Origin of the sequence: Glycomyces salinus, assembly GCF_016428645.1 — a bacterium.
Taxonomy (GTDB): Bacteria; Actinomycetota; Actinomycetes; order Mycobacteriales; family Micromonosporaceae; genus Glycomyces; species Glycomyces salinus.
On record NZ_JAELXW010000022.1, the window covers coordinates 82284 to 102985 of the forward strand.

Annotated in this window: 22 protein-coding genes; 6 read left to right on the forward strand and 16 right to left on the reverse strand. The window is 69.8% G+C overall.

The features are described 5' to 3' along the window. Window positions 1-114: 114 nt before the first annotated feature. The 12 genes from era to hemW all read right to left on the reverse strand — a co-directional run bounded on the left by era (window position 115) and on the right by hemW (window position 10837). Window positions 115-1011: a GTPase Era gene (gene era, locus JFB92_RS08830; RefSeq protein WP_199037135.1), complete on the reverse strand. Its 897-nt coding sequence runs from the start codon at window positions 1009-1011 to the stop codon at window positions 115-117. Then, window positions 1004-1342: a cytidine deaminase-like protein gene (locus tag JFB92_RS08835; RefSeq protein WP_199037137.1), complete on the reverse strand. Its 339-nt coding sequence runs from the start codon at window positions 1340-1342 to the stop codon at window positions 1004-1006. Before JFB92_RS08835 ends, era begins: the two co-directional genes overlap by 8 nt. Beyond that, window positions 1335-2645 (reverse strand): hemolysin family protein, encoded by a 1311-nt coding sequence (locus tag JFB92_RS08840; RefSeq protein WP_199037139.1) that lies wholly within the window; start codon window positions 2643-2645, stop codon window positions 1335-1337. The genes JFB92_RS08835 and JFB92_RS08840 overlap by 8 nt, the downstream gene beginning before the upstream one ends. A gap of 6 nt (window positions 2646-2651) precedes the next feature. Next, complete coding sequence (ybeY, locus tag JFB92_RS08845; RefSeq protein WP_199037140.1) at window positions 2652-3131, reverse strand: rRNA maturation RNase YbeY; 480 nt, start codon at window positions 3129-3131, stop codon at window positions 2652-2654. Beyond that, complete coding sequence (locus tag JFB92_RS08850; protein WP_199037142.1) at window positions 3109-4143, reverse strand: PhoH family protein; 1035 nt, start codon at window positions 4141-4143, stop codon at window positions 3109-3111. The genes ybeY and JFB92_RS08850 overlap by 23 nt, the downstream gene beginning before the upstream one ends. 140 nt (window positions 4144-4283) lie before the next feature. Beyond that, window positions 4284-4637, reverse strand: a complete 354-nt coding sequence (locus JFB92_RS08855; RefSeq protein ID WP_199037144.1) for a histidine triad nucleotide-binding protein — start codon at window positions 4635-4637, stop codon at window positions 4284-4286. A gap of 9 nt (window positions 4638-4646) precedes the next feature. Beyond that, window positions 4647-5240 (reverse strand): TIGR03086 family metal-binding protein, encoded by a 594-nt coding sequence (locus tag JFB92_RS08860; protein ID WP_199037146.1) that lies wholly within the window; start codon window positions 5238-5240, stop codon window positions 4647-4649. A gap of 87 nt (window positions 5241-5327) precedes the next feature. Then, complete coding sequence (locus JFB92_RS08865) at window positions 5328-6047, reverse strand: 16S rRNA (uracil(1498)-N(3))-methyltransferase (protein ID WP_199037147.1); 720 nt, start codon at window positions 6045-6047, stop codon at window positions 5328-5330. 168 nt (window positions 6048-6215) lie between these two features. Further along, window positions 6216-7352 carry a molecular chaperone DnaJ gene (dnaJ, locus tag JFB92_RS08870; RefSeq protein ID WP_199037149.1) on the reverse strand — a complete coding sequence of 379 codons (1137 nt, stop codon included), beginning with the start codon at window positions 7350-7352 and terminating at the stop codon, window positions 6216-6218. Window positions 7353-7374: 22 nt separating this feature from the next. Then, entirely contained in the window at window positions 7375-8391 is a 1017-nt protein-coding gene (hrcA, locus tag JFB92_RS08875) for a heat-inducible transcriptional repressor HrcA (RefSeq protein ID WP_199037150.1), read from the reverse strand. An 89-nt stretch (window positions 8392-8480) separates the two neighbouring features. Beyond that, a complete protein-coding gene (locus JFB92_RS08880) occupies window positions 8481-9611 on the reverse strand; it encodes a CapA family protein (protein WP_199037152.1) in 1131 nt (376 codons plus the stop codon). Between the two features lie 50 nt (window positions 9612-9661). Next, window positions 9662-10837: a radical SAM family heme chaperone HemW gene (gene hemW / locus JFB92_RS08885; RefSeq protein ID WP_307789069.1), complete on the reverse strand. Its 1176-nt coding sequence runs from the start codon at window positions 10835-10837 to the stop codon at window positions 9662-9664. An 18-nt stretch (window positions 10838-10855) separates the two neighbouring features. Here hemW and JFB92_RS08890 point away from each other — a divergent pair, with 18 nt between their 5' ends. The 4 genes from JFB92_RS08890 to JFB92_RS08905 all read left to right on the forward strand — a co-directional run bounded on the left by JFB92_RS08890 (window position 10856) and on the right by JFB92_RS08905 (window position 15157). After that, window positions 10856-11614, forward strand: a complete 759-nt coding sequence (locus JFB92_RS08890) for an enoyl-CoA hydratase-related protein (protein ID WP_199037154.1) — start codon at window positions 10856-10858, stop codon at window positions 11612-11614. Between the two features lie 27 nt (window positions 11615-11641). Further along, window positions 11642-12487 (forward strand): hypothetical protein, encoded by an 846-nt coding sequence (locus JFB92_RS08895; protein ID WP_199037156.1) that lies wholly within the window; start codon window positions 11642-11644, stop codon window positions 12485-12487. Window positions 12488-12644: 157 nt separating this feature from the next. After that, window positions 12645-14300, forward strand: a complete 1656-nt coding sequence (locus JFB92_RS08900; protein ID WP_199037158.1) for an alkaline phosphatase D family protein — start codon at window positions 12645-12647, stop codon at window positions 14298-14300. Window positions 14301-14506: 206 nt separating this feature from the next. Continuing rightward, window positions 14507-15157: a hypothetical protein gene (locus tag JFB92_RS08905; protein WP_199037160.1), complete on the forward strand. Its 651-nt coding sequence runs from the start codon at window positions 14507-14509 to the stop codon at window positions 15155-15157. 51 nt (window positions 15158-15208) lie between these two features. Here the strand turns inward: JFB92_RS08905 and lepA are convergent, their stop codons facing one another. Both lepA and JFB92_RS08915 read right to left on the reverse strand, forming a co-directional pair. Next, window positions 15209-17041: a translation elongation factor 4 gene (lepA, locus tag JFB92_RS08910; RefSeq protein ID WP_199037162.1), complete on the reverse strand. Its 1833-nt coding sequence runs from the start codon at window positions 17039-17041 to the stop codon at window positions 15209-15211. A gap of 117 nt (window positions 17042-17158) precedes the next feature. Further along, window positions 17159-18172 carry a hypothetical protein gene (locus JFB92_RS08915; RefSeq protein ID WP_199037164.1) on the reverse strand — a complete coding sequence of 338 codons (1014 nt, stop codon included), beginning with the start codon at window positions 18170-18172 and terminating at the stop codon, window positions 17159-17161. Between the two features lie 94 nt (window positions 18173-18266). Between JFB92_RS08915 and JFB92_RS08920 the strand changes: the two genes are divergently transcribed. Together JFB92_RS08920 and rpsT are read left to right on the forward strand one after the other, a co-directional pair. Beyond that, window positions 18267-18878 carry a TetR/AcrR family transcriptional regulator gene (locus tag JFB92_RS08920; RefSeq protein WP_199037171.1) on the forward strand — a complete coding sequence of 204 codons (612 nt, stop codon included), beginning with the start codon at window positions 18267-18269 and terminating at the stop codon, window positions 18876-18878. Window positions 18879-19031: 153 nt separating this feature from the next. After that, window positions 19032-19298 (forward strand): 30S ribosomal protein S20, encoded by a 267-nt coding sequence (rpsT, locus tag JFB92_RS08925; protein ID WP_199037173.1) that lies wholly within the window; start codon window positions 19032-19034, stop codon window positions 19296-19298. A 58-nt stretch (window positions 19299-19356) separates the two neighbouring features. On the opposite strand, the gene JFB92_RS08930 is transcribed toward rpsT, so the two are convergent. Together JFB92_RS08930 and holA are read right to left on the reverse strand one after the other, a co-directional pair. Continuing rightward, a complete protein-coding gene (locus tag JFB92_RS08930; protein ID WP_199037175.1) occupies window positions 19357-19653 on the reverse strand; it encodes a hypothetical protein in 297 nt (98 codons plus the stop codon). Continuing rightward, on the reverse strand, window positions 19646-20680 hold the full coding sequence (gene holA / locus JFB92_RS08935) for a DNA polymerase III subunit delta (RefSeq protein ID WP_199037182.1): 1035 nt from the start codon (window positions 20678-20680) through the stop codon (window positions 19646-19648). Before holA ends, JFB92_RS08930 begins: the two co-directional genes overlap by 8 nt. Window positions 20681-20702 lie beyond the last annotated feature (22 nt).

Here is a 20702-nt window from a genome sequence, read left to right on the forward strand (position 1 = left end):
CAAGCGAGGGTTCGGTGAGGGCGGTCACCACGCAGGAGTGCGCATACCGTACGCACAGCGGTCGGATACCGGCGGCGGTGTTCGACGCCGGTATCCGGTGGTGCGGAAGGATCCTCAGAAGCCGAGCCGTTCGAGCATCTTCGGGTCCCGCTGCCAGTCCTTGGCGACCCTGACGTGCAGGTCGAGGTAGACGCGGCTGTCGAGGAGCTGGGCGATGCCCTTGCGGGCCTTGGTGCCCACCCGCTTGAGGCGCTCGCCGCCCTTGCCGATGACGATGCCCTTCTGGCTCTGGCGCTCGACGTAGATCTCGGCCCAGATCTTCTTGCGCGGCCCGCCCTCGCTCATCTCGTCCTCGATGTCCTCGATGACCACGGCCAGGGAGTGCGGCAGCTCGTCGCGCACGCCCTCCAGGGCGGCCTCGCGGATGAGCTCGGCCACCATGACCCGCTCGGGCTCCTCGGTGATCATCCCGTCCGGGTACAGCCGCGGAGACTCCGGCAGATGGCCCGAGAGGACGTCGACGAGCGTCTCCAGGTTCTCGCCGGTCTTGGCCGAGACGGGCACGATGTCGGCGAAGTCGGCCAGATTCGAGACGTTCGTCAAGTGCCGCAGCAGGGCGTCCTTGCCGACCAGGTCGATCTTGGTCACCACGGCCACGACCTTCGCGCGCAGTTCCTTGATCTCCTGGGCGATGAACCGGTCTCCGGGGCCGGGCTTCTCGTTGGCCGGCAGGCACAGGCCGATCACGTCGACCTCCGACCAGGTCGAGCGCACCAGGTCGTTGAGGCGCTCGCCCAGCAGCGTGCGCGGCCGGTGCAGCCCGGGCGTGTCCACCAGGATCAGCTGCGACTCGGGGCGGTGCAGGATGGCGCGGACGACGTGCCGGGTCGTCTGCGGGCGCTTGGAGGTGATCGCGATCTTCTGGCCCATGATCGCGTTCGTCAACGTCGACTTGCCCGCGTTCGGACGGCCCACGAAGCAGGCGAAACCGGCCCTGAAGTCCTCAGGCAACGCGGGTCACCGCCTTGCGAACGACCGCGTACACGACCACGTCGCCGGCGATCTCGCGCGCGGCCTTGACGCCGTCCTCGTCGCCTTCGGCGTTGAAGATCACCGCCGCCTCGAGCGTCTCGGCCCCCGCCGCGAACGCCTGGGCCACCGCCGCCTGGAGCGCGGTGAGCCGCAGCGACGGCAGGTCGACCCCGGCCGAGGCGTAGGTGCGGCCGATGCCGTCGCGGACGGCGGCGCCGGAGGTCTGCCGAACGCGGCCGGCGGCCCCGCGCGCCAGCGTCACGAGCTTGGCGTCCTCGGGGTCGAGGTCGTCCACGGTGGTCTCAGACATTGATCCTGTGCCTCTCGTCGTTCTGGGATCGGGCTTCGGGCGCGGGCACGTCGTCGGCCTCGGGCAGCCGCGCGACCCGGACGGTCTCGATGCGGTTGCGCCGGCCAACGGTACCCTCGGCGGTCAGCTCCAGCCCGGCCAGGACCGCCCGGTCCCCGGCGAGGGGAACCTTGCCCAGCTCGTGGGCCAGCAGCCCGGCCACGGTGTCGACGTCGACCTCGGGCAGCTCGACCTCGAACAGCTCGGCCAGGTCGTCGATGCCCAGGCGGGCGGTGACGCGCGCGGTGCGGTCGTCGAGCCAGGCGACCGGCGGCAGCTCGTTGTCGTACTCGTCGGTGATCTCGCCGACGATCTCCTCGAGGATGTCCTCGATGGTGATCAGGCCCGCGGTGCCGCCGTACTCGTCGACGACCATGGCGATGTGGATGCGCGCGGTCTGCATCTCCCGCAGCAGGTCGTCGACCGGCTTGGAGTCGGGGACGAACGAGACCGACCGCATCACCTCGGAGACGGCCGAGTCGAGCCCGTTCAGCCGCGCGAGATCCTTCAGGTATGCCACGCCGCGCACGTCGTCGAGGTCCTCCCCCACCACCGGGATCCGCGAGAACCCCGACCTCAGCGCCACTTCCTTGGCCTCGGCGGCGCTCACGTCGGCGGAGACCCACATCATCGCGGTGCGCGGCACCATCACCTCGCGGGCGACGGTCTCGCCGAGGGCGAAGACCGACTCGATCATGTCGCGCTCGTCGTGGTCGACCGTGCCCGATGCCTCGGCGGCGTCGACCAGTTCCTGGATCTCGATCTGCGAGGTCGCGAACGGGCCCTCGCGGAAGCCTCGCCCCGGGGTCACGGCGTTGCCGACCAGGATGAGCACCCGCGCCAGCGGCCCGAGCGCGGTGCCCAGGAGCCGGACCGGTCCAGCCGCGGCCAGGGCGATCGGGTAGGCGTGCTGGCGGCCGACCGTGCGCGGCCCGACCCCCACGACCACGAACGACACCACCGTCATCAGCACGGCGGTGACGCCCACGGCCCACCAGGAGTCCCAGGTCTCGTAGGCGACCGCGGCCGTCAGCGCGATCGCGGCGGCCTCGCACGCGACGCGCAGCAGGATCAGCAGGTTCAGGTGCTTGGGCAGGTCATCGGTGATGCGGACCAGGGCGGGGGCGCCGCGGCGCCGCTGCTCGGCCAGCTCGGCCGAGCGGGCCGGCGAGATCTCGTTCAGGGCCGAGTCCACCATGGCCGCCAGTCCGGCGACGAAGATGAGGGCTATCGCCGGGGCCAGTAGCGTGTAGAGCGCGCCCATCCGGACCTAACTCTCTGCGCTCTGCGCGGCCCGGCGTTTGACCCGCCACGCGTCCAAGAGGCGATTCTGCAGGCCGAACATCTCCTTGGCCTGCTCGGGTTCGGCGTGGTCGTAGCCGAGGATGTGGAGCACCCCGTGGACGGTGAGCATGTGCAGCTCGTCGGCGGCGGAGTGCCCCGCTTCCTTGGCCTGGTCGGCGGCCACGTCCGGAGACAGGACGATGTCGCCGAGGACCGGCGTGCCCGGCTCGATCGAGTCGGGCCGGGCGGGCATGGCGTCGTCCATGGGGAAGGACAGGACGTCGGTGGGGCCGGTGCCGCCCATCCAGCGGCGGTTGAGCTCGGTCATGTGATCGAGGTCGACCACGAGGATCGACAGCTCCGCGAGCGGGTTGACGCCCATCTCGCCGAGTGCGAACCGGGCGGCGTCGACGACACCGCCCTCGTCCACCTCGTGGCCGGACTCATTGACGATCTCGATGCCCACTGTTCCCCTTATGCCCCTTCCGGGAGTTCTCGCGCTTGGCGTCCCACCGCTCGTAGGCGGTCACGATATCGCTGACCAGCTGGTGCCTGACGACGTCCTGCGCCGACAGCGAGGCGAAGTACACGTCCTCGACGCCGTGGAGGATGTCGCGCACGGCGCGGAGTCCGGAGGCCGTCCCGCCTGGGAGATCGACCTGCGTCACGTCTCCGGTGACCACCATCTTCGAACCGAACCCGAGCCTGGTCAAGAACATCTTCATCTGCTCGGCAGTGGTGTTCTGCGCCTCGTCCAAGATGATGAACGCGTCGTTGATCGTGCGACCCCTCATAAAGGCCAGGGGGGCCACTTCGATGGTGCCGGCCTCCATGAGTTTGGGGATGGAGCCGGGGTCGACCATGTCGTGGAGGGCGTCGTAGAGCGGGCGCAGGTACGGGTCGATCTTCTCGCCCAGGGTTCCCGGGAGGAAGCCGAGCTTCTCGCCGGCCTCGACGGCCGGGCGGGTCAGGATGATCCGGTTGACCTCCTTGGCCTGGAGGGCCTGGACGGCCTTGGCCATGGCCAGGTAGGTCTTGCCGGTGCCGGCCGGGCCGATGCCGAAGACGATGGTGTGCTTGTCGATGGCCTCGACGTAGTGCTTCTGCCCGAGGGTCTTGGGCCGGATCGTCTTGCCGCGCCTGGAGACGATGTTGTGGGTGAGCACGTCGACCGGCCGCTCGGAAGGCGCGGACTGGAGCATGTCCTCGGTGCGTCGGATGATGTCGGGATCGACGTTCTCGCCGTTCTCGATCAAGGCGAGCAGCTCCTTCAAGAGTCGTTCGGTGGCGTGCGCCTTGCCGTTGACGCCGGTGATGGTGATCGTGTCCCCGCGCACGTGGACGTCAACGCCCGGGTTGCGGCGCTCGATGTACCGAAGGTTCTCGTCGGCGCGACCGAGGAGGGCCATGAGCGCCCGCTGGTCGGCGACGGTGATCGTCGAGGTGATCTGGCCGGTTTGCGTAGAGCGGTCGGTCATAGGCTTCGCCCGCGAGGGCTGTTCGCCACCTGCTTCCCAAAAGGAGGTCGGCGACGGTCCGTCCCGTCGCCTGCTGTCCTCCAATGGTAAGTCCCGGCGACGACACTCGACAATGAGAAAACCCGCGCCGCCCGGAGGTTTCACACCGCGAGCATCGGTCCGAGCGGTTTGCCCCCGAACACGTGCAGATGGACGTGGAAGACCTCCTGGCCGGCGTTGCGGCCGGAGTTGGCCAGCAGCCGCCAGCCGTCCTCGGACACGCCGTCGTCGTCGGCGACGTCCGCGGCGGCGGCCAGCAGCTCGCCGGCCAGGGCCGGGTCGGAGCGGGACAGTTCGGCCACGTTCGCGTAGTGGTCCTTGGGAATGACCATCACATGCGTGGGCGCCTTCGGGTTGATGTCGCGGAAGGCCAGCACCCGCTCGGTCTCGCGGACCTTCGTGGAGGGCAGTTCGCCGGCGACGATCTTGCAGAAGACGCAGTCCTGATCAGTCATTCGGCGATTCTACGAGCCCGGGCTCCAGGCGGGGTCGCGGCCGGTGATCGCGATCAGGCGGTCCTGCGGATCGGCCCCGTCGGGGACCGGGACGACCGGGGCGTACACGCCTTCTCGGGCGGCCTGGTCGTCGGCGTCCTGGCCGTCGAAGGCCAGGAGGGTCTCGATCACCTCCGGCGGGAGGCGGTAGGGCAGGCCGGCGGCGCGGGCGAGGTCCCAGCCGTGGATCGCGACTTCGTTGAGCGCCACCAGGCCCATGACCTCGGCCGGGAGGGTCACGCCGCCGGCGGTGGTCTCGCCCTTCCACGCCTCGGGGTCGCACCATGCCTCGGCCAGGAGCGCCAGGCGGGAGGGCAGCAGGGTCCGCCATTCGGGGTCGACGACGGGCGAGGGTGCCTGCGGCGGGTTGTCGGTGTGGGGTCCGCGCTGCTTCTTGGCGGCGCTGGTGAAGACCCAGGACAGCCCGAGCGCGTGGTTGAGCAGCGCGCCGAGAGTGTAGTCGTCGCAGGGGGTGGGTCCGGAGAGCTGGTCGTCGCGGATGCCGTCCAGCAGGTCCGCGACCTGGTCGGCCACGGGGCCGAGGTCGATCGGGGCGTCGTTCATCGAGTTCCTCCTCGCAGAGCGGTTGGCTTCGTCAGGTAGTGACGAGGCGGGAGCCCGGGATTCATCGGCGCGGGCCGAGGAGGCCCGCTACCAGCGGCCGAGCCGGGCTTGGAGGACGGCGAGCGCGGCGGGTCCGGCGGTGGAGGTGCGGAGGACGGTCGGGCCCAGTCGGACCGGGTCGGCGCCGAGTGCGGCCAGTTCGTCGGGGGAGACGCCGCCTTCGGGTCCGACGACGAGGGCGATCTCGCCGGTCTCGGCCAGGGCGACTTCGGAGATCGGCAGTTCGGCCTCTTCGTGGAGGACCAGGACCTGGGCGGCTCGGCTCAGGCGCTGGGCGAGTTGTTTGGTGGTGTGCAGCTCGGCCAGGCGGGGCAGGCGGGCGCGTCGGGCCTGCTTGGCCGCTTCGCGGGCGGTGGCGACCCATTTGCCGCGGGCCTTGTCGCCGCGGGGGCCCTTCCATTGGGTGATGGATCGTGAAGCGGCCCAGGGGATGACTTCGTCGACGCCGATCTCGGTGAGCATCTGCACGGCCAGTTCGCCGCGGTCGCCCTTGGGCAGGGCCTGGGCGACGGTGAGCTTCGGGTCGGGGGCGGGTTCGCTGGAGCGTTCGAGGATTTCGAGGCGCAGGAGCCCGCGATCGGTGGCCGTGACTCGGGCGCGCGCGGTCCCGCCGTCGCCGTCCGAGAGGGTCAGGGTCTCGCCGGGCCGGAGGCGCTGCACGTCGGCGGCGTGGTGCCCCTCGGGCCCGTCGAGGATGAAGTCGTCACCGTCAGGCAGCTTCTTGATCAGAAACACCGGATCAGTCACCTGTGTCGCTCCCCGTTTCGGATCTGATTCGGGATTATGGTTAGTTTTCCCCGCGCTTACGGGGATGAGCCCGCGTCTCGCATTCGGCTAAAAAAGCCGGATCCGTGTTCCCCGCGGCAGCGGGGTTGGGCCGGCCCCGGCGATGCCGGGGCCACTTTTCACTGCGGCTTAGGCGTGACCGTTGAAAGCGTCCCTCATCCTCGAAAAAAACCCACTCCCGGACTTGATCTCGCGTATCTCCTCGTCGCGTATGCTCGCGAGCTTGCGGAGCAGGTCCTCCTGCTCGGTGTCGATCTTGGTGGGGGTGCGCACGTCCAGTTCCACGTACAGGTCGCCGCGCGCGCCGCCGCCGCGGAGCTTCGGGACGCCCTGGCCGCGCACCTTCTTGACCGTGCCGGGCTGGGTACCCGGCGCGACGTCGATCTCGACCTGGTCGTCGAGGGTGTGCACGTTCAGTTTGGTGCCCAGGGCGGCCTGGGTCATCGGCACGCGGACGCGGCAGTGCAGGTCCGAGCCCTCGCGGGTGAAGACCTCGTGGGGCTTCTCGTGGACCTCGACGTAGAGGTCTCCGGCCGGTCCGCCGCCGGGGCCGACCTCGCCTTCGCTGGAGAGGCGGATGCGCATGCCGTCCTCGACCCCGGCCGGGACCTTGACGGTGATGCGGCGCCGCGAGCGCACCCGGCCCTCGCCGCCGCATTTGCGGCACGGGTCGGTAATGATCGTGCCGTAGCCCGAGCAGGCCGAGCAGGGGCGGGCGGTGCGGACCTGGCCGAGGATGGTGCGCTGCACTACCTGGACTTCTCCGGAGCCGCCGCAGGTGGTGCACGACTGGGGTGTGGTGTCGCCGTCGGTTCCGGCGCCCTCGCACTCATCGCAGAGGATGGCGGTGTCGACCGTCAGGGTCGATTCGGTGCCGAAGGCCACTTCTTCGAGGTCGAGGTCGAGGCGCAGGAGCGCGTCGGCGCCGGGGCGGCGGCGCGAGCGCGGTCCGCGTCGGCCGAAGCCGCCCATGGAGCCGCCGAAGAAGGCGTCCATGATGTCCTCGAAGCCCATGAACGGGCCCGCGGCGCCCGGGCCCGCGGAGGAGCGGTCGTACGGGTCGCCTCCGGCGTCGACGATCGCGCGTTTCTGCGGGTCCATCAGCACCTCGAAGGCGGCGTTGATGTCCTGGAGCTTCTCCTCGGCGTCGGGCTCGTCGCTGACGTCGGGGTGGTACTTGCGCGCCAGTTTGCGGTACGCCTTCTTGAGCTCGTCCTCGGTGGCGTTCTTGTCGACCCCGAGGATGCCGTAGTAGTCCTTAGCCACGTGCGCTCTCATAGTCCCTTTATCAGCGGTTCTGTTCCAAAATTTCTGAGACGTAGCGGGCCACGGCGCGGACGGCCGCGATGGTGCCCGGGTAGTCCATGCGGGTCGGCCCCAGCACGCCCATGTGCCCGACCACCGAGCCGGGCCCGTATCCGGCCGAGACAACGGAGGTCTCGCGGAAGTCGTCGAGTTCGTTCTCGTCGCCGATGCGGACGGTCAACAGCGCCCCGGAGTCGGTGCGGCCCAGCAGTTGCATGAGCACGACCTCTTCTTCGAGGGCTTCCATGATCGACCGCAGGGAGCCGGCGAAGTAGGCCTGGTGGCGGGCGAGGTTGGCCGCTCCGGCGACGGCGATGCGCTCGTCGGGGCGGGCCACGACGGTGTCGAGCAGGACGCGGGTCAGTTCGGCCATGGCGGTCTCGAGCTCGGGCCGGGCCTGGGCGACCAAGCCGCCGATGATGCGGGTGGCGTCGACCAGGGGCTTGTCGGTGAGCTGCTCGTTGATGAGTTTGCGCAGTTCGAGGATGTCGTCCTCGCTGAGCTCCACGGAGAGTTCGAACTGGCGCTGTTCGACCCGGCCGGTGTCGGTGATCATGACCAGCATGAGTCGCCGGTGGCCGAGCGAGACCAGTTCGAGGTGCCGCACCGAGGAGCGGTTCAGGCTCGGGTACTGGACGACGGCGACCTGGTGGGTGAGTTGCGAGAGCAGTCTCACGGTCCGGGTTACCACGTCGTCGAGGTCGATGGCCTCGGCCAGGAAGCGGTGGACGGCGCGCCGCTCGGCGGCCGAGAGCGGTTTGATCTTGCCGAGCCGGTCGACGAACAGGCGGTAGCCCTTGTCGGTGGGGATGCGTCCGGCGGAGGTGTGGGGTTGGTGGATGTATCCGGCCTCTTCGAGGTAGGACATGTCGTTGCGGACGGTGGCGGCCGAGACGCCGAGCGCGTGGCGCTGCGCGACCGTCTTGGATCCGACCGGTTCCTGGGTGGCGACGTAGTCCTCGACGATGGCACGCAGCACTTCGAGTTTGCGATCGTCCATCGCGGCCACGTCCCTTCGTTCGTTCGCCTTCATTCGACCGGACTCAAGTTTGGCACTCCCGGCCCGCGAGTGCCAGTCTACGGGGAGCCTCAGACGCCTGGGAGTTCGAGGACGCCGTCCTCGCCGACGGTGACTCCCGCGTCGCCGAAGTCGGCGGCGAGCTCGTTGAGCGATTCGATCGCCGCGCCTTCGGCGTCCAGCTCAGGGTACCCGCGATCGTCCATGCGGCTGGGGACGATCCTTCCGGCGGCGAGGCTGCCGTCCTCGTTGAAGTCGACCTTGAGGATGCCGGAGTCGCCGAGGTGGCCGTCGCGGGCGAACAGGTTCTGGCCGCCGCCGAAGTTGCCGAGGCTGTAGGCGATGAGCTTGCCGTTGTAGAGCTCCATGCCGCGCAGGACGTGGGGTCCGTGGCCGACGACGAGGTCGGCGCCGGCGTCGACGCAGGTGTGGCCGAAGGCGCGGGTGTCGCCGCGGTTCTCGCCGAGGTAGTTCTCGACCCCTTCGGGGACGTGCCGGTGGTCGGTGCCCTCGGCGCCGAGGTGGGCGGTGGCGACGACCAGGTCGGCGGAGGACTTGGCCTCGTCGACGAGCGCGGCGACGGCGTCGAGGTCGCGCACGTCGGTGTAGAAGGTGTAGGGGGCGAAGCCGACTACGGCGACGGTCAGGCCCTGGGCTTCGACGGTGACGATCTCGTCTTTCATGCCGGCCAGTTCCATGCCGGCGCCGGTGACGGCCTCCTGGGTCTCGGCGGCGCCGTCGGGGCCGGCGTCCCAGCCGTGGTTGTTGGCGAGGTTGAGCACGTCGAACCCGGCCGAGGCGAAGACCTCGGCGTATTCGCCGGGGAGCCGGAAGTAGGTGCACTGTCCGCCGCCGCACTTGTCGAACTCGAGGGTCGACAGGGCGCCTTCCATGTTGGCGATGACGACGTCGCCGGTGAGCTCGTCGGTCACGCCGTCGAAGAAGCTCGCGCCTTCGTCGGAGGCCGTCTGGTTCGGGTAGGAGCCGGGGAAGGTGTCGCCGACGTGGGTGATGCTGATCTGCTTCGGCGGTTCGGGCGAGGGCGATTCGGAGGGGCTCTCCTCGGCCGCGCCCTGGCCTCCGTCGTCGGCGATCGGAGGCTCGGCCTCGCCGCAGGCGGCCATGGTGGTGACGCCGGCGAGCGCTCCGGTGAGGAGGCCGCGGCGGGCCAGGCGCGTGGACGGTCGGTGCGGGTGTCGCATGGGTGTGGGCTCCGGGAGTCGCTGAAGGGGATTCGTTGTGGGCCGGCCGGTCAGGCGGTGAGGTCTCTCACAACGGCGTCGGCCAGGAGACGGCCGCGGAGGGTGAGGCGGAGTCGTCCGCGCTCGATCGCGGCCAGCCCGTCGGCGACAACCTGCTCGGCGGCGGTCTTGCCGTTGGTACGGAGCAACGATACCGGTAGTCCGCTGGAGAGGCGAGTCAGCAGCATCACACGCTCAAGGTACTGCTCGTCGGCGGTGAGGACCTCGTGTCCGGCGACCGGCAGATCCTCGGCGAGGGCCGCGGCGTAGGTGGAGGGGTGCTTGTGGTTCCACCAGCGCAGACCGGGCAGGTGGGAGTGGGCGCCGGGTCCGGCGCCCCACCAGTGGCCTCCGGTCCAGTACAGGAGGTTGTGGCGGCAGCGCGCTTCGGGCGATGTGGCCCAGTTCGACACCTCGTACCAGGAGAATCCCGCTTCGGAAAGGGTGTGCTCGGCGGCCAGGTAGCGGTCGGCGGCCACGTCGTCGGAGGGGTGCGGGACCTGTCCGGAGCGGATGCGGCGGGCCAGTTGGGTGCCGTCCTCGACGATGAGCGCGTAGGCGGAGACGTGGTCGACCCCGGAGGCGACGGCGGCGGCCAGGCTGGCGGCGAAGTCGTCGGCGGTCTCGCCCGGGGTGCCGTAGATGAGGTCGAGGCTGACGTGCTCGAAGCCGGCCTTGCGGGCGTGCTCGACGGCGTCGAGGGCCTTGGTCGGGGAATGCTCGCGGTCGAGGACGCGCAGGACGTGCTCGGCGGTCGACTGCATGCCGATCGAGAGCCGGTTGAAGCCGCCGTCGTGCAGTTCGGCGAGGTAGTCGGCGTCGACCGATTCGGGATTGGCCTCGGTGGTGACTTCGGCGTCGGGGGCCAACCCGAAGTGGATATCGATGTCCGCGAGGATCGAGCTCAGGTCCGCGGCCGACAGGAGCGTGGGGGTGCCGCCGCCGAAGAAGACCGTGTCGACCCGCGGCACCGGATCGAACCGCGCGGCCGCGGCGCGGATCTCGGCGCGCACGATGCCCGCGTACGTCTCCCGGGAAACGCCCGCCCCCAGTTCGGAGGCGGTATAGGTGTTGAAGTCGCAGTAGCCGCAGCGCGAGACGCAGAAGGGCACGTGGACGTACACCCCGAACCCGCTCCGACCGGTGTCGGGGGATTTCGCGGCGGCGGCTATGGCTTCGGCGGACACACCAACTACGGTACTGGCGTGAATAGCAACGACGCACTCACCGATTACCGGGTCGAGGCCGGGGTGGCCACCGTCGCCCTCGACGACCCGAAACGCCGCAACGCCCTGTCCACGAGACTCATCGGCGAACTGCGGAAGTCCCTGGCCCGGGCCGTGGCCGATCCGGCCGTGCGGGTGATCGTCCTCGACCACGCCGGCCCGGTCTTCTGCGCCGGTGCCGACCTGCGCGAGTCCGCCGCCGCCACCAGGACCGAGGACCTGCCGGCCGCACATCTGGCCGAGCTGCTGGCCGACATGTGCGAGGCGCCGAAGCCGATCGTCGCCCACGTCCGGGGCCCGGCTCGCGGCGGCGGCATGGGCCTGATCGCGGCGGCCGACCACACCGTCTGCGGCCCCGGCGCCCGCATGGCCTTCAGCGAGGTCAAGCTCGGCGTCGTACCGGCCGTCATCGCGCCGGTCGTGGCCCGCAAGCTCAGTCCGGGCCTGCTGCGGGAGCTGTTTCTGACCGGCCGGGACTTCGACGGGGAGCAGGCCGCGGCCTGGGGCCTGGTCTCGGACTGGAACGGTCGGGGCACCGGCCTGCGAGGAGTCCTCGAAGGACTCAAGGCCGGCGGCCCCGGCGCTCAGGCCGGCATCAAGGTCCTCACCGGCGACCCCGATCTGCGCCGCAAGCTCCGCGAGGCCGCCGCCCTCACGGCCGAGTACTTCTTCTCCGAAGAGGGACGGGAAGGGGTCCGATCGTTCCTTGAGAAGGATTCACCTTCCTGGGTACATTAGATCGCTACCGACCTGATCGGAGACAAGGTGCGATCGATTCGAATCCTGCTCGCCGCCGCACTCGCGGCCAGTGTGGCCACCGGATGCAGCGACGAGATCCGCGAGGCGCTCGCGCCCGAGCCGACCGGCTGCTACTTCGGGACCGGTTCCGAACCGCTCCACCTGACCTCGGAGCAGACCTTCCACGCGGCCACCATCGCCGCGGTCGGCCACCGCGACGGCATGAACGAGCGGGCCGTGGCCGTCGCGATCGCCACCTCCTTTCAGGAGTCGGGCCTGGCCAACATCGACTACGGCGACCGCGACTCGCTGGGGCTGTTCCAGCAACGGCCCAGCGTCGGCTGGGGCTCCGAGGAGGAGATCCTCGACCCGGTCTACGCCTCGTTCAAGTTCTACGAGAAGCTGCGCCGCATCGACGGCTGGGAGGACATGGCCATCGGCGACGCCGCCCAGGAGGTGCAGATCAGCGCCTACCCCGACGAGTACCACAAGTGGGAGGACGACGCCTTCGCCGTCGCCGCGGCCTTCGCCGGAGGACAGGAGGCCGGAGTCAGGTGCATGGTCACCGAGGACCGGGAGCGCTCGTCCGAGGCCGCGACACTGACCGAGACCTACGAATACGAGTGGGGCGCAGCGGTGTCCGCCGTGGACGGGCAGACGGTCACGATCGAGGCCGCCGACGCGGCCGCCGGATGGCACCGCGCCTCGTGGGCGGTCGCCAAGTCCCTGGAATGGGACTTCGCCTCGGTCGAGTACGCCGGCCAGGTGTGGGAGCCCGGCGACGAGACCTGGTCGGAGGTGGACGGCGAGACGGTCGAGGCCGCCGTGACCGACGAGTCGACTGTGGTCATAACACTGAACGGCGGTGCGTAGAGCACCGGCGCCTTTCGGGGCAGTAAACCACCCCTGGTCGTGATTTGTCCTATTCGACGGCGGTTCACCCCACCGCTATCCGACCGTCGTGACCGATGCAACTTCGCTTGCTGGGCTGAGGGAGTCAACCCGCTCTCTCCCCGCAAGCGAGGTCTCCATGCAGCTTTCCCGTCGAATCCTGCTCGCCTCCTCGGCGGCGACGGCCGCGGTCACCATCCCCGCGGCCGCCCGGGCCCAGGAAAACCGCCACCGCCCCCTCCGGAAGGACCCGTTCCGACTCGGCGTCGCCTCCGGAGACCCGACCCCCGACGGCGCGGTGCTGTGGACGCGCCTGGCGCCCGAGCCGCTGGCCGAGGACGGCATGGGCGGCATGCCAAACCGGGACTACACGGTGCGGTGGGAGGTCGCGGCCGACGACCGCTTCCGCCGCCGCGTCGCCTCCGGCTGGGACCAGGCCAGGGCCCGCTGGGGACACAGCCTCCACATCGAGCTGACCGGGCTGGAGCCCGGCAGGGAGTACTTCTTCCGGTTCAAGGTCGGACAGTGGATCTCGCCGACCGGCAGGACCCGCACCGCCCCCGCGGCCGACGCGATGCCCGAGCAGTTCCGCATGGCCTTCGCCTCCTGCTCGCAATACGAGCACGGCTACTTCACCGCCTACCGGCACCTGGCCGAGTCGCAACCGGACCTCGTCCTCCACCTCGGCGACTACCAGTACGAGCACCGCAAGGACACCTACGTCGCCCCCGGCGGCAACGTCCGCGACCACGACGGCCCAGAGACGGTCACCCTCGCGAACTACCGGCAGCGGTACGCCCAGTACAAGAGCGACCCCGACCTCCAGGCCGCGCACGCGGCCGCGCCGTGGCTGGTGGTCTGGGACGACCACGAGGTCGACAACAACTGGGCCGACGAGGTCCCGGAGGAGGGAGCCGACGTCCCCGCGGGCGAGGCGTTCCTGGCCCGCCGGGAGGCGGCGTTCCAGGCGTTCTGGGAGAACATGCCGCTGCGGCGCTCGTCGATCCCGAACGGCATCGACATGCAGATCTACCGCCGCATCGAATGGGGCCGACTGGCGCGCTTCCACATGATGGACACGCGGCAGTTCCGCGACGACCAGGCGTGCGGGGACGGATTCAGGCAGGACTGCTCCGCCGCCTGGGACGAAGAGCGCTCGATCACCGGTCAGGCGCAGGAGGCGTGGCTGCTCGACGGCTTCCAGTCCTCGAACGCCCGCTGGGACCTGCTGGGCCAGCAGGTGTTCTTCGCCCAGCGAGACGGCGACGAAGGTCCGGGCAAGTACACCAGCATGGACGCCTGGGACGGCTACGTCGCGTCGCGGAACCGCATCGTGCAGGGCATGCTCGACCACCAGGTCCGCAACCCGGTGGTGCTCACCGGAGACGTGCACCGGCACTGGGCCTCGGAGATCCTGGCCGACTTCGACGACCCCGACTCGACGCCGGTGGGCGTGGAGCTGGTGACCAGCTCGATCAGCTCGGGCGGCGACGGTTACGACGAGATCCCGGAGAACAGCAGCTACCTGGAGATCAACCCGCACATCAAGTTCCGCAACACGCTGCGGGGTTTCGTGCAGACCACGATCACTCCCGACCAGTTGGAAGTGGACTTCCAGGTGGTGCCGACGGTCAGCGAGCAGGGCGCGGCGCTCTACACGCGCCGCTCCTACAGCGTGGCCGACGGCGAGCACCGCCTCAATCAGACCTACGACCAGCCGGTGCCGGAGGCGCAGATCCTCTCCGAATCCGAAGAGCCGCGCGTCGACGTCGAGCACGCCGACGACCGCTTGTAAGCCTCGCACCGGAACGGGCGGCCCCGGAGTCCCGCACTGCTCCGGGGCCGCCCCACTCCCCCGCGAGCCGGCGCCGCATGCCGCGCAATTGCCGTCAGAAGCGGTTAAATTCCAGGTAAAGCCGCAATTCCGGGTAGGTCGAGAGTAGATCGGCATCGGTATGGTGATTACCGAATGCATTCCTCTAGTCCCTCGGAGGTACCGAAGTGACCTATCCACCTCAACCGCCCGGTCCGGGAACGGGAGCACCCGGTCAGGGCCCGGGGCCGCACTCGCCCGGTGCGGCCGATCCGCTCACCCATTGGGGCGTCAAGCCCGACCCCGGCCGCCCCCAGAAGGTCAACTGGCTGACCCAGGCGCTGTGGGCCTACATGGCCGCCTCGGTCCTCATGCTCCTGTTCGCGATCGTCGCCGTCGCCGCCGCTCCGTTGTGGATGGCCACCGGCTACATCGTGACCTCGGGCATCGTCGGCCTGGTCTTCTACAGCCTCTCGATCGCCATCGTCTGGTTCATCGTCAAGGAGAAACTGGGGGTCTTCGGCGCCGCCGACCCGCGCACGCCGCTGCTGATCGGCTTCGGCATCCTCGGGTTCTTCTCGCTCTTCGGCTTCTTCGGAGGCTGGGGACTGGGCTGGTACGCCGCGCTCGGTTCGCTGCTGGGCCTGGTCCGGCTCGCGGCCGTCGGCGCGGCGTTCGCCCTGGTGTTCCAGCCCGAAGTGCACCAGTGGCTTCTGTCCAAGCCCGGCAACCGGCCCAACCGCCCGCCGACGCCGCCGCAGGGCACGCCCGGCTACCCGCCGACCCAGCCACCGCCCGGGGGCCAGGGGCAGCCGCCGCAGCGGCCTCCGCAGCCCTGAGAGCGGACGGGGGCGGGCGCCGGAGTTCCGGCGCCCGCCCCCGTCCGCTGTTCAGTCCTCGTCGGTCCTGAGCGCGGCGATGAAGGCCTCCTGCGGGACGTCGACACGGCCGACGGTCTTCATCCGCTTCTTGCCCTCCTTCTGCTTCTCCAGCAGCTTCCGCTTGCGGGAGATGTCGCCGCCGTAGCACTTGGCGAGCACGTCCTTGCGCATCGCGCGGATGTTCTCGCGGGCGATGATGCGCGAGCCGATCGCGGCCTGGATCGGGACCTCGAACTGCTGGCGCGGGATCAGCTTCTTCAGCCGCTCGGCGAGCCTGACGCCGTAGCTGTAGGCCTGGTCGCGGTGCACGATGGCCGCGAAGGCGTCGACCCGCTCGCCCTGGAGCAGGATGTCGACCTTGACCAGGGCCGCCTCCTGGGAGCCCTCGATCTCGTAGTCGAGCGAGGCGTAGCCCTTGGTGCGGCTCTTGAGCTGGTCGAAGAAGTCGAACACGATCTCGGCCAGCGGCAGGGTGTAGCGGATCTCGACCCGCTCGGTCGAGAGGTAGTCCATGCCCTCCTGGACGCCGCGCCGCGACTGGCACAGCTCCATGACCGGCCCGATGTAGTCGGTCGGGGTCAGCACGGTCGCCTTGACCACCGGCTCGGTGATGCTCGAGATCTTGCCCTCGGGGAACTCCGAGGGGTTGGTGACCTCGACTTCCTCGCCGTCCTCCATGGTCACCTGGTAGACCACGTTCGGGGCGGTCGAGATCAGGTCGAGGCCGGACTCGCGCTCGAGGCGCTCGCGGATGATCTCCAAGTGCAGCAGGCCCAGGAAGCCGACGCGGAACCCGAACCCGAGCGCCGCGGAGGTCTCGGGCTCGAACTGGAGGGCTGCGTCGTTGAGCTGGAGCTTGTCGAGCGCCTCGCGCAGGTTCCCGTAGTCGGAGCCGTCGATCGGGTAGAGGCCGGAGAAGACCATCGGCTTGGCCTCGGTGTAGCCGGGCAGGGCCGAGGCCGCGGGTTTGCGCTCGTGGGTGACGGTGTCGCCGACCTTCGACTGGCGCACGTCCTTGACGCCGGTGATGAGGTAGCCGACCTCGCCGACGCCCAGTCCCTTGGAGGCGATCGGCTCGGGGCTGATGACGCCGATCTCGAGCAGTTCGTGGTCGGCGCGGGTGGACATCATGCGGATGCGGTCTCGGGCGCGGAGCTGGCCGTCGATGACGCGGATGTAGGTGACCACGCCCCGGTAGGTGTCGTAGACCGAGTCGAAGATCATCGCCCGGGCCGGGGCGTCGGAGTCTCCGGTGGGGGGCGGGACCTGCTCGACGGTCGAGTCGAGGAGTTCGGCGACGCCCTCGCCGGTCTTACCGGAGACGCGGAAGACGTCCTCGGGTTCGCAGCCGATGAGCCCGGCCAGTTCCTCGGCGTAGCGGTCGGGGTCGGCGGAGGGGAGGTCGATCTTGTTGAGCACGGGGATGATCGTGAGGTCGTTGCCCATGGCCAGGTAGAGGTTGGCCAGCGTCTGGGCCTCGATGCCCTGGGCGGCGTCGACCAGGAGGATCGCCCCCTCGCACGCGGCGAGGGAGCGGGAGACCTCGTAGGTGAAGTCGACGTGTCCGGGGGTGTCGATCATGTTGAGGACGAACTGCCCGCCCTCGGCGCCGCCGGAGCGGGCCTTCCATGGCATGCGGACGGCCTGCGACTTGACGGTGATGCCGCGCTCCCGCTCGATGTCCATGCGGTCGAGGTACTGCTCGCGCATCTTGCGGGCGTCGACGACCTCGGTGATCTGGAGCATCCGGTCGGCCAGGGTCGACTTCCCGTGGTCGATGTGCGCGATGATGCAGAAGTTCCGGATCGCCTCGGCGGCGGTCGAACCTGGCGCGTTCGTCACGTTGGTCTTCCTGTCTCGTGTCCTTGGCTGAGTCCTGGCCCGCCGACCCCTTCGCCGAAGTGTGCTGGGCGAAACGGCGGCGAGCCGTCAGTGATGGGCGAGACAATTCTGCCTTACTCAGACTTCGGCCGTAACCGGCTCCTTCTCCACTGTGCCGACCGTCCCCGCGCGTCGCCGCACGGCACCGAGGAAGAACAGGACGATCCCGGCCGCCAGCCAGCTGGCGAGCACGATGAGCGCGGTGTCGGCGCCGTTGCCGTCGAAGAACGCCAGGGACTTCAGCGCGGTCGCTCCGGCGCCGGGCGTGAAGTACTGGCCCACTTCGCCCCACGGTGCGGGCAGCAGCTCGGGGGCGCTGGTCAGGCCCGACAGCGGGTTGCCGACGAGCATGATGGCGACCGCGCCGAGGATCAGCCCGGCCCGCCCGAGGAGTTTGTTGAGGCCGAGCACGGCCCAGGCCGCGGCATAGAGGGTGAGCGAGATCGCCCCGGTGACGGCCCAGTAGTCGCCCTCGATGGATCCGAGCAGGTAGACCAGGATCGCGGCGATGGTCGCGCCGACGGCGGGCGGGGCGAGGACGGCGGCGAGCGCTTGGCGGCCGCTGCCGCGGACGGCGCTGGAGATGAACGCGGCGATGATCAGGCCGCCGGCGGCCATCGGCAGGGCCGAGGCGGCCAGGCCGATGCCGTTGGGGTCGTCCTCGGGCAGGGCGACCACGTCCTCGACTTCGACCGGGACGTCCTGGCCGGCGGCGATCTGCTCGGCGATGCCGGTGACCAGTCGCGCGACGGTCGGCGACGCGGCCGAGGCGGTGTAGAGGTCGACCCCGTCGGGGGCGATCGCGAAGGCGGCGTAGACCTCGCGCTGCTCGATCATGTCGCGGGCCCGGTCCGGGTCGGCGGCCTCGGTGACGTCGAAGCCGTCGGGTTCGGCGGCTTCGAGCTGCTCGGACACCTGGGCGGCGACCTCGGGCGGTCCGACCACGGCGATCGGGACTTCGTTGGGCCCGACGTCGGCCGAGGGCCAGGCGAAGGCGAGCGTGACCGTGCCGACGATGAGGGCGAGGCCGACGATGACGCCGACGATCTTCGGTGCGGGGGTGGTCGCGGCGGTCTGGGTCTCAGATTCCATGATGGCTTCCAATCATCCCTTAAGATACCGTGAGTATCTTATTGATGATCCAGTTGTATCATAAGATACGGACAGTATCTAGAGGGGGGCGGTCATGACGGCGGACACACCGACCAGGCGCCGCGGCAAGGCACTCGAACAGGCCATCTACCAGGCCGTATGGGACGAGCTGCAAGAAGTCGGATTCCCGAAACTCACCATGGAGGGAATCGCCCGCCGTGCCGGGACCAGCAAGCCCGTCCTCTACCGCCGCTGGCCGAACCGGAAGTCCCTGATGATCGCCACCATCCACCACTTCCTGCCGGGCCTGCGGTCGCTGCCGGACGGCGGGAGCCTGCGCGCGGACGCGCTCGCCGTGCTGCGCATTCTGCGCGAGCGCCTGCTCGATGTCGGCCGCGCCACGATCCTCGGCATCCTGATGGAGTCCGCCGACGACCCCCGCGGGGACGACGAGCTGCTCTCAGCGCTCGTCGACTACCTGAAGGAGTTCATGGAGAAGTCGGTCTTCCTGCGTGCGGTCGAGCGCGGCGAGATCGTCCCCGAGCAGGTCACCGGGCGGCTTTTGACGCTGCCGCTCGACCTGGCCCGGATCGAGTTCTTCATCACCGGCGACCTCCCCGAACGGTCCCTGGAGGAGATCGTCGACGTGGCGTTCCTCCCGGCGCTGGGGCTACGCCCGCCGCACGGGACCCGGACGGCCGGATGAGCCCGTCTCGACCAGGTGTAACCTGGCTCGCGGTCGGGATGCCAGGCCGCTTGCGATGCTCGGCTCCTGGTAATGTTGACGATCGCGCGGAGCGCGCCCTGCGCCCGACGCGGTTTGTAAGGAACCAAGTAATCACGAACTGAGGCTTCACGCGTGGCGAACATCAAGTCCAAGGAAAAGCGCAACCGGCAGAATGAGAAGCGCCGGATGCGCAACAAGTCCGTGAAGTCGTCGCTGAAGACCGCCGTCCGGAAGTTCCGTGAGTCGGCGGCCTCCGGCGACGTCACCGGTGCCGAGACCCACCTGCGTGCCGCCAGCCGCGAGCTGGACAAGGCCGTTTCCAAGGGTGTCATCCACAAGAACCAGGCCGCCCAGCGCAAGTCCAAGCTGGCCGCCGCCTACAACAAGCTGGCCGCCTGAGGCGGGCCACCAGCGCGCAAGCTTCGAAGGCTCCGAAGGGCTCGGCCCTCCGGAGCCTTTAGCGTGCCCTCGAAGTCGGTTCCGTGAGCCGTAACTTGGTTCTCCGGCCCGCCCGGTCGACCGCCCCGGCGATGACATCGTTGGCCTTCACCATCGCGGCCACCGCCAGCGGCAGGACCGGGACGACCCACCACGAGACCAGTTCGGTGAGCGCCATGAGCAGCCCGAGCGCGATCGATCCCTCGAAGAGGACCACGCACCACGGGTGCGAGAGGTAGATGTGCCGCAGCCCGAGCGCGCGCGCGTACCAGGGCCTGCTGGGACGCGAGACGCGCCCGTGCCTGTACTCAGACACGCCCACCCGTCTCCCCACCCGCAGCGCCGAGCTGGACCGGGGGCTGCGATTCGCCCGCCCCGCTCAAACGGGTGATCTGCAGGACCGCGTGCTCCAGCGCCCACGCCCGGTCGTCGGCGCCTCCCTTGACCTCGGCGTTGAGCCTCGCGCACACCCGCATCGCCTCGGCCAGGCCGTCGGCCGTCCAGCTCCTGGCCTGCCTGCGGGCCTTGTCGATCTGCCATGGTGCCATGCCGAGCTGCCCGGCCAGCTGCTGCGCCCCGCCCCGCTCGCCGGCCACTCGCGAGAGGTTGCGGACGGCCATGGCCAGGGCGTCGGCGATCGGCACCGGGTCGACCCCGATCTGCATCGCCCACCGCAGCAAGCCGAGCGCCTCCCCGGCCCGGCCGGCGACGGCCGCATCGGCGACGCTGAACCCGGTCACCTCGGCCCGGCCCGAGTAGTAGCGCGCGACGCTCTCGGCGGTGATGTTCCCCTCGGTGTCGGCCACCAGCTGCGAACAGGCCGAGGCCAGCTCGCGCAGGTCCGAACCGACGGCCTGGATGATGGTCTCGGCGATCTCGGCTGAGGCCGAGCGCGGCGAGGCCCCGGCGGCGCGCAGCTCGCCGCGCACGAACGCCACCCGGTCGGGCTGCCGCTTGATCTTGGACGCCCGCACCACCTCCACGTCGCGCTTCTTGAGCCCCTCGGACAGCGCCTTGCCCTTGTTGGCGCCCGCGTGCAGGACGGCGAGGTAGATGCCGGGGGCGGGCCGGTCGGCGTAGTCCAGGAGCGCGGCGATGGTCTCCTTGTCGGCGTCCTGGGCGCTCTCGACGACAGCGACCACGGCCCCGCCGAACAGGGTGGGGCTGACCAGGGCCGACAGGCCCCCCCCGGTGAGCTCGGAGCCGGTGATCCGGTTGACGACCGGATCGGGTTCGGCATCGGCCAATTCGGCCTTGACCGCCGCGAGGTAGTCGGCGGCGGCCCGCTCGGCGAGGAACTCGTCGTCGCCGAGCACCAGTCGGATGGATTGGAGTGCAGCCACGGCTACATCCTTCCACGTCCGG

Bases quoted from the DNA above. Each gene is read 5' to 3' on its own strand.
- JFB92_RS08860 (WP_199037146.1), bottom strand. From the start codon at position 5,240: ATGAACGACGCCCCGATCGACCTCGGCCCCGTGGCCGACCAGGTCGCG.
- JFB92_RS08900 (WP_199037158.1), top strand. From the start codon at position 12,645: ATGCAGCTTTCCCGTCGAATCCTGCTCGCCTCCTCGGCGGCGACGGCC.
- JFB92_RS08920 (WP_199037171.1), top strand. From the start codon at position 18,267: ATGACGGCGGACACACCGACCAGGCGCCGCGGCAAGGCACTCGAACAG.
- JFB92_RS08835 (WP_199037137.1), bottom strand. From the start codon at position 1,342: ATGTCTGAGACCACCGTGGACGACCTCGACCCCGAGGACGCCAAGCTC.
- JFB92_RS08915 (WP_199037164.1), bottom strand. From the start codon at position 18,172: ATGGAATCTGAGACCCAGACCGCCGCGACCACCCCCGCACCGAAGATC.
- JFB92_RS08840 (WP_199037139.1), bottom strand. From the start codon at position 2,645: ATGGGCGCGCTCTACACGCTACTGGCCCCGGCGATAGCCCTCATCTTC.
- JFB92_RS08850 (WP_199037142.1), bottom strand. From the start codon at position 4,143: ATGACCGACCGCTCTACGCAAACCGGCCAGATCACCTCGACGATCACC.
- JFB92_RS08880 (WP_199037152.1), bottom strand. From the start codon at position 9,611: ATGCGACACCCGCACCGACCGTCCACGCGCCTGGCCCGCCGCGGCCTC.
- JFB92_RS08855 (WP_199037144.1), bottom strand. From the start codon at position 4,637: ATGACTGATCAGGACTGCGTCTTCTGCAAGATCGTCGCCGGCGAACTG.
- hrcA (WP_199037150.1), bottom strand. From the start codon at position 8,391: ATGGACGATCGCAAACTCGAAGTGCTGCGTGCCATCGTCGAGGACTAC.